This is a genomic window from Aeromonas sp. TECH754, from assembly GCF_056279295.1.
This window is the reverse complement of sequence record NZ_JBWBRA010000001.1, coordinates 4,317,902-4,325,000: the sequence shown is the minus strand read 5'-3', so window position 1 is coordinate 4,325,000 and position 7,099 is coordinate 4,317,902. Positions and strand designations below refer to the sequence as shown.

The window sequence follows — 7,099 nt, the reverse complement described above, 5'->3', positions numbered from 1 at the left end:
ACTGCGCTGGCGCCCACGGTCCACCCTGACCCACCCCTTGCTGTGGTCGCTGCATCTGGCTTATCTCTTCATCCCTCTGGGTCTGCTCACCCTCTCGGCTCAGGCCGCAGGCTTGCCCATCACGCTCTCGGTCGCCAGCCACCTGCTCAGTGCCGGCTGCATAGGCACCATGATCCTCGGGATGATTGCCCGGGTGTCGCTCGGCCACAGTGGCAGGGCGCTGCAGGTGGGGCGCAGGATCACGGCGGCATTTGCTCTCGTCATACTGTCTGCCCTGATCCGGGTGTTGATCCCGCAACTCTGGCCCGCCTTGACCCTGCTGGGCTGGAACCTGAGTGGCTGGAGCTGGATAGCGGCCTATGGCCTGTTTGTCTGGATCTATGCCCCCATCCTGAGTCAGCCCAGGGCCGATGGGCGCCCAGGCTGATCAGCGGGAACTCGCCGCGGGATAATGGATCAGGTTATGGAAGACGGCGGGAGCTATCCCCAGATTGCGGTAACCGTGGGGACGGTCGGCGGCGAACCGCACCGCCTCTCCTTGCCCGAGTGAACGCCAGTCTCCTTCTATCAACACCTCCATCGCGCCGCTGATGACAATGACGTGCTCGATGACCCCCGGCTCGTGGGGCTCGGATTCCCGCTGATATCCAGGCAACAGGGTGAGCTCGAACAGCTCGAAACCAAACCGGCTTTCATAGGGAAATAACGGTGCCACCTGCATGCCCTCTCCCGCCGGTTGCTGGCGGATCTCGTCGGCGCTGCGATAGAGCGCCTCACCCTGCACTGCCGGAGTCGGCTCGATGAAGCTGGAGAAGGAGACCCGAAAACCGGTAGCAATCTTCCACAGGGTCGCCACCGTCGGGCTGGATTCCCCCCGCTCTATCTGTCCCAGCATGGCCTTGCTCACCCCGGTCTCGCGGGCGGCCACATCCAGGCTCCAGCCCATCTCGCCACGCAATGCCTTCAGCCGCTGAGCCAGATGACGATTCATCTCCTGCATGTTCTCCCCCTTGAATGTTGCCTGACCACCTTGTGCGCTATAGCGCACACCGTTATAGTCAAAGCCACATTGTACGTAATAACGCACAAGCTATCAGCATCCAACAAGGAAGTGACATGCCCTTTGCTCTCCCCCACCTGGTCGCAGGTCTGATCGCCGTCATCGTCGGCTACACCAGCTCGGTCGTGCTGATCATCCAGGCGGCCACCGCCGCTGGCGCCGATGCAGCCCAAGTCTCTTCCTGGCTATGGACACTCGGGATCGGCATGGGAGTGAGCTGCATCGGCCTCTCCCTCTATTACCGCATCCCGGTGCTGACCGCCTGGTCGACCCCGGGTGCCGCCCTGCTCATCACCAGTCTGGGCAACTTCAGCCTGGGGGAAGCCATCGGCGCCTTCGTCGTCTCTTCACTGCTGATCACCCTGTGCGGCATCAGCGGCTGGTTTGATCGCTTGATGCGCCATATTCCCGCGCCCTTGGCCGCAGCCATGCTGGCCGGAGTCTTGCTCAGATTCGGACTGGATCTGTTCAGGGTCGCGCCGCAGGATCCTCTGCTGCTGGGGGCACTGTTACTGGCATTTCTGATCGGTCGCCACCTCTGGCCCCGCTATACCATGGTGCTGGTGCTCGCCACCGGCATGCTGCTCTGCATCCTGAGGGGGGAGCTGCAGCTCAGCACGGTTCATTGGCAACTCTCCAGCCCGGTGTGGACCTGGCCCGAATTCTCCTTCGATGCCTTGCTGGGCATAGCCCTGCCGCTGTTCATCGTCACCATGACGTCGCAGAACATGCCCGGCATCACCATACTGCGGGCCCACGGCTATCAACCTGCCACCTCTTCCCTCATCACCTGGACCGGCCTGACCGGTCTGCTGCTGGCCCCTTTCGGCGGCTACGCCTTCAACCTGGCCGCCATCACGGCCGCCATCTGCATGGGCAAGGAGGTGGATCCCGATGCCAACCGCCGCTGGCCCGCCGCGGTCTGGGCCGGTTGCTTCTACCTGCTCACCGGTTGCTTCGGCGCCACAGTGGTCGCCCTGTTCAGCGCCTTCCCCGCAGCCCTGGTCACCTGCGTGGCCGGCCTGGCACTGCTTAGCACCATCGGCAGCAGCCTGCATGGGGCCTTGCAGCAGGATGAGGAGCGGGAGGCGGCCTTGCTGACCTTCATCATCACGGCGTCCGGGATCAGCCTGCTCGGGGTCGGCGCCGCCTGTTGGGGGCTGCTGGTCGGCATAGGGCTATATAGCGTCAACCGGCTGCGCGCCTGACCTGACCATTTGGGGAGACTCCAGTGAGACGCAGCACATAATTCGGCAAACATGGTTCACAGTTGAAACCAATTGCCGTCTAGTGAGCCAGAGGCGCAGCGCCTTCCCAGAATGCGCCTCGTCAGACTCAACATTGGAGAACAAGAATGAGGAATCAGGCTGTCATTTTATTACTGGCTCTGCTGGGCACCAGTGCTCAGGCCGCCGACGCGGATCGGGAACTGGCGCGCGAGCTCGCGCTGCAACAGAAGAACCTGCTGCCCCTGCTCGGCAATCAGCAGTACCAGAGCCCGCTGCCCAATCTGCTGCAGAAGGCCAGCCCCAGGCTGAAGCGGCAGGCCACCGATGCCGACCGGGCGGCCATCGACCGGCAAGGGCTGACGGGGGAAGTCACACAACTGATGCAGTTGCGGTTGGCCAACCCAGAACAGGCGAGCGCACTGAAGCAGGGCGTCGAACCGCTGATCGCCTATGTGCCGAGCGGTGATGAACAGAGCTGGAGCGCCATCGAAGCCTTCGATACGGCCGGCAATCCCGTCTATCTCGATGTGAAGCAGCCACCGGCCCGGCCGGTCCTGGTGGTGGAAGCCGATCCCGTCAAGGCCAAGAATGCCGGCCTGAAGGTGATGCGCAGGGCGCTGGCCGAGGCGGACTTGCAGTCTGCTCCCCGTGCCGCCAACAGCACGGCGCCACTCAAGACCAGCATCTTGAAGAAGATCCGGCTGAGCGATGATCAGGAGCCCTGGCTGCTCGGCGCCGCCGAGGTCTATGCCGTGGTGGCCGGGGTCAATCCCAGCCGGGACGAGCCGGCAGTAGACATCGTCGACATGCCCTACCTCGACTATGACAACACCGACTACAGCCCGAACCAGATCCTGGTGTACTGGGATCGCTACCGCTGGGGCGCCGTCGATGTGGTCATGATGGAGCAGGATGACAACGTCAACTACAAGGAGCTCAGCGCCCTGCTGATCGAGGCGCTCAAACTCGGCTTCACCGCCGGCGGTGTGCCTGAGGCCCTGCCCTTCCTCGACCTCGGCGGTCGCATCGTCAAGGCGCTGCCCGACTCCTGGATGACCAACAACGACGACTACCTGGATACCTTCTACACCCTGGAGCAGGATCAGAGCTATCAACAGTATCCCGGTGCCGCCGGCAATGCCGTCATCACGCTGGAGCCCAAGGAGATCCAGCCGACCCGGCCCTGACGCCCGGCCATAGCAAAAAAGCCAATGAGGTGACTCATTGGCTTTTTTTGTTGCTGCTGCAAATGGGATCAGGCCTGACTTTTGGGTCTCACACCCAGGGTGTGGCAGATGGCGTAGGTCAGCTCGGAGCGGTTCAGGGTATAGAAGTGGAAGTCCTTCACCCCTTCCTGGCTCAGTACCCGCACCTGATCGATGGCGATGCTGGCGCCTACCATGTTGCGGGTGGTCTGATCGTTGTCCAGCCCCTCGAAACGCTGATGCATCCAGCGCGGGATCTTCACGTTGGTGAAGCCGGCAAACTTGGCCAGGGTCTGGTAGTTGGAGACCGGCAGTATGCCCGGCACGATTTCGGCATCGATGCCGATGGCGGCGCAGCGATCCCGAAAGCGCAGGTAGGTCTCCACGTCGAAGAAGAACTGGGTGATGGCACGGTTGGCACCGGCATCGATCTTGCGCTTGAGGCTCAGCAGATCAGACTGCGCGCTGCGCGCCTCGGGGTGGCCTTCCGGGTAGGCGGCCACCGAGATGTCGAAGTCGGCCTCGGACTTGAGCAGGGCGACCAGATCGGTGGCATACATGTCGGGCTTGTCGATACCGGGGGGCAGATCGCCGCGCAGGGCGACGATGTGACGGATGCCGCTGTTCCAGTAATCGCGGGCGATGGTGCGCAGCTCGTCACGGCCGGCATCGATGCAGGTCAGGTGCGGGGCGGCGATGAGGCCGGTGCGTTCCTTGATGTCCTTGATCACCTTGTGAGTGCGGTCCCGGGTGCCGGAGTTGGCGCCATAGGTGACGGAAACGAACTTGGGTTCCAGCACCTGGAGCCGCTCGATGGATTGCCACAGGGTGTTTTCCATCCCTTCGCTGTTGGGCGGGAAAAACTCGAAGCTGACCGAAATGTTGTTGCCCAAATCCGCCAGACTCTGGTTGAGTGCCTCAACCTGACGCGCACTGTGAAATCCCATCTGTTATCTCCCTGTCCTGCCACCGGTTCCTCTACGTCGAAACGGATGTTTGGACGTCTAAACGTCTTTCTATCTTTATGAGAAAACCGATCAAAGTCAACACCGATTTACCGCCAGATCCTGTCTTGCCGGTTTTTTTATTTGGCAATTCAGCATAAGTAACGATTGGCCCCCATCCCAAAATGCGCCTAGGCAGGCTATGATGCGGGCGGATCGTCCTGGACGTTCTGAATCTGCGTGTGATTGTTTGGCCGGGTCTTACCCGGCCTTTTTTTAACTTATTCTCCCACCTGCCGATAATCGATTGAGTCATCAGCAGGAACCCCATCATGGAAGATCACCCCGGCTTTGCCACCGATTTACTGTTCGATCGCTATCAGGGCGAGGTGACGGATCATGAAAGGTTCTGGGCCGTCACCACCCCGAGCGCTCCGGATTACTATTTCGGCAACTACCTGCTGCTGCCGACCCCGCCCCACGATCGCGACAAAGGCTGGCTCGAGGCCAGCTTCGACCAGCTGATCGGCCAGGATCCCAGGATCCGGCATCGCACCTTCCAGTGGCCGCTGGCCGAGGGGCAAAACAGCCGGGTCGCAGGCTTCGTGGCATCGGGTTACCAATACATGGAGTGCGTGGTCCTCGCGCTGGACGAGTGCAGCTGGCAAGCACCGGCCGGGCCGACTGTCGGTCCGGCCCGGGCCTTCACCACCGCCGATTGGGATGACTGGCTGGCGCTGGAACTGGGTGAGCAGGATCTCGACCATTCGGAAACAAACTACCTGCCCTATCTGCAGTCACGCCGACGCCTGTATCAGGCCATGATTGCCGATGGATTGGGGCAGTGGTGGGGGATCTGGCAACAGGGTGAGCTGGTCGCCAGCTGCGGTCTGTTCTTCACCGGCAGCATGGGGCGCTTTCAGCTGGTGCGCACCCGTCAAGACTGGCGCAACCGCGGGCTCTGCCGTCAGTTGCTGAGCGAGGTTGCCCGCCAGGGACTGGCGCAGGCCGAGCGCCTCATCATAGTGGCCGATGAGCACTACCATGCCCAGCGTGTCTACCGTTCGCTGGGCTTCACCCCTGTGGCACGCATCGGTAGTCTTTGTCGCTGGCACTTATCTTAATAACAGATGGACATGAAAACGGGAGGCAATGCCTCCCGTTGTTTATGCTACTACCAATCACTGCTGTGGTGTTTCCAGCTCGTTTGACAGCGCCTGTTCGACCTCGGCCGACGGGGTCGATAGAGGCGCCACCGCCGCCGAGGCGATCGGGGTCATGGCTGGCGTCTCCTGAATCAATGCGGGCAGCGTCGCAGCGGCCGCCGACGGGGCAGTCACGGCGGCATCCCTCGGAACTGCGGGATCGGCGACAGGGGTGGCCAGGGCCGCACACTGACAATCCTCTACATGAGCTTGCTCCGCCTGATGAGGGGGATACCAGCCCTTCAGCCCTTGCTCCAACTGCTGCGCCGCCGCCACGGGGGCCAGCTTGCCGAGCAACACCGCCTGGCTCACCTCGGCCAGCTCGTCCCCCAGCTTGGGCGTGCCGCGGGAGAGGATCTGGGTGGCGACCCGGATGGTGGAGTCACACTGATCCCGCCACTCCATCATCTCCTTCGCAGCCGGGTTGGTGACCTCGAAGAAGTGGTTGGAGAGGGAGAAGAAGCCGGGCAGCGAGTTGGTGTAGAGCTCGGCAAACTGGGAGGTGGTCAGCCACTGCAGGAAGACCATGGCCGCCTCCTTGTTCTTGCTGGCCGGGTTCATCCCCATGCCGATGTCGGTGTGATCGGTGAAGAAGCAGCCGTCACCCTGCTTCGCCACTGGCGGGCGCATGACGCCAAAGTCGACCTTGCCGGTGAAGGGGGCAATCTCCCAGGAGCCGGCCGCATAGAAGGCGGCCTTGCCCTCGGTGAACAGCGCATTGGTGCTGGCATAGTCGCGGCTCTCGCCGCCTTCCCCCAGGTAGGAGCGCCAGCGGGCCAGCTCCTCGAACACCTTGACGTATTGCGGGTTGTCGAGCCGCTCCTGGCCACCCAGCAGCGCCAGCCGGCCATCCTCCCCCTTCCAGTAGTTCGGACCTATGTTCTGGAAGCCGAGCTCGGATGCCACCCAACTCTCGGATCCGCTCATGGCCAGCGGCACATAGCGACCATCCGCCTTCACCTTGTCCAGCGCGGCGAAGAAGTCGTCGCGGGTCTGTGGCACTGTCAGCCCCAGCTCGCTGAAGATCTGCTTGTTATAGAAGAAGCCGTGAATGACGGAGGCCATGGGCACGCAGAAGGTCTGGGCCCCGGAATCCGTCTGCCAGGGGGACTGGGCGAAGCTCGGGAAGTTCTCCATCCCGGCCATCTCGCTCAGCTCCGCCAGATGACCCGCCTTGAACAGGGCCAGGGAGTCGTCGAACGGACGACAGGTGATGAGATCCCCCGCCTTGCCCGCCTTCAGACTGGCCCAGAGCGTCGGTATGTAGTCGACGTTCTGCACCCCGCTGAACTTCACCGTCACACCCGGATGGGCCGCCTCGAAGGCGGGGATGATCTTCTGCTCCCACAGAGCCTTGTCATCGATGCGCCAGCTCTCGATCACCAATTCACTGGCCATCAGCTGGCCACACAACAGGAGACTCAGGGCCCCGATCCACTTGTTAGTCATAAGCCCT

Annotated in this window: 7 protein-coding genes (1 of these 7 only partly in view); 4 read left to right on the top strand and 3 right to left on the bottom strand. The window is 62.3% G+C overall.

Translation table 11 applies throughout. The features are described from left to right. Positions 1-427: the final stretch of an NnrS family protein gene (locus ACZ9IL_RS19795; RefSeq protein WP_476004984.1), read on the top strand. Its footprint begins 770 nt before the window's first position; only the last 427 of its 1,197 coding nucleotides appear in the window; its start codon lies off the left edge, out of view; its stop codon occupies positions 425-427. Here ACZ9IL_RS19795 and ACZ9IL_RS19790 read toward each other — a convergent pair whose 3' ends face one another. Next, a complete protein-coding gene (locus tag ACZ9IL_RS19790; protein WP_476004983.1) occupies positions 428-1,000 on the bottom strand; it encodes a helix-turn-helix domain-containing protein in 573 nt (190 codons plus the stop codon). 116 nt (positions 1,001-1,116) lie between these two features. Between ACZ9IL_RS19790 and ACZ9IL_RS19785 the strand changes: the two genes are divergently transcribed. Together ACZ9IL_RS19785 and ACZ9IL_RS19780 are read left to right on the top strand one after the other, a co-directional pair. Then, a complete protein-coding gene (locus ACZ9IL_RS19785) occupies positions 1,117-2,268 on the top strand; it encodes a benzoate/H(+) symporter BenE family transporter (protein ID WP_476004982.1) in 1,152 nt (383 codons plus the stop codon). 146 nt (positions 2,269-2,414) lie between these two features. Next, positions 2,415-3,476 carry a DUF3103 family protein gene (locus ACZ9IL_RS19780; protein WP_476004981.1) on the top strand — a complete coding sequence of 354 codons (1,062 nt, stop codon included), beginning with the start codon at positions 2,415-2,417 and terminating at the stop codon, positions 3,474-3,476. A gap of 68 nt (positions 3,477-3,544) precedes the next feature. Here the strand turns inward: ACZ9IL_RS19780 and metF are convergent, their stop codons facing one another. Further along, a complete protein-coding gene (gene metF, locus ACZ9IL_RS19775) occupies positions 3,545-4,441 on the bottom strand; it encodes a methylenetetrahydrofolate reductase (RefSeq protein WP_476004980.1) in 897 nt (298 codons plus the stop codon). A gap of 329 nt (positions 4,442-4,770) precedes the next feature. Here metF and ACZ9IL_RS19770 point away from each other — a divergent pair, with 329 nt between their 5' ends. Next, positions 4,771-5,562 (top strand): GNAT family N-acetyltransferase, encoded by a 792-nt coding sequence (locus ACZ9IL_RS19770; RefSeq protein WP_476004979.1) that lies wholly within the window; start codon positions 4,771-4,773, stop codon positions 5,560-5,562. Positions 5,563-5,619: 57 nt separating this feature from the next. On the opposite strand, the gene ACZ9IL_RS19765 is transcribed toward ACZ9IL_RS19770, so the two are convergent. Further along, a complete protein-coding gene (locus ACZ9IL_RS19765) occupies positions 5,620-7,092 on the bottom strand; it encodes an ABC transporter substrate-binding protein (protein ID WP_476004978.1) in 1,473 nt (490 codons plus the stop codon). Positions 7,093-7,099: the final 7 nt, after the last annotated feature.

Bases quoted from the DNA above. Each gene is read 5' to 3' on its own strand.
- ACZ9IL_RS19790 (WP_476004983.1), bottom strand. From the start codon at position 1,000: ATGCAGGAGATGAATCGTCATCTGGCTCAGCGGCTGAAGGCATTGCGT.
- ACZ9IL_RS19785 (WP_476004982.1), top strand. From the start codon at position 1,117: ATGCCCTTTGCTCTCCCCCACCTGGTCGCAGGTCTGATCGCCGTCATC.
- ACZ9IL_RS19780 (WP_476004981.1), top strand. From the start codon at position 2,415: ATGAGGAATCAGGCTGTCATTTTATTACTGGCTCTGCTGGGCACCAGT.
- metF (WP_476004980.1), bottom strand. From the start codon at position 4,441: ATGGGATTTCACAGTGCGCGTCAGGTTGAGGCACTCAACCAGAGTCTG.
- ACZ9IL_RS19770 (WP_476004979.1), top strand. From the start codon at position 4,771: ATGGAAGATCACCCCGGCTTTGCCACCGATTTACTGTTCGATCGCTAT.
- ACZ9IL_RS19765 (WP_476004978.1), bottom strand. From the start codon at position 7,092: ATGACTAACAAGTGGATCGGGGCCCTGAGTCTCCTGTTGTGTGGCCAG.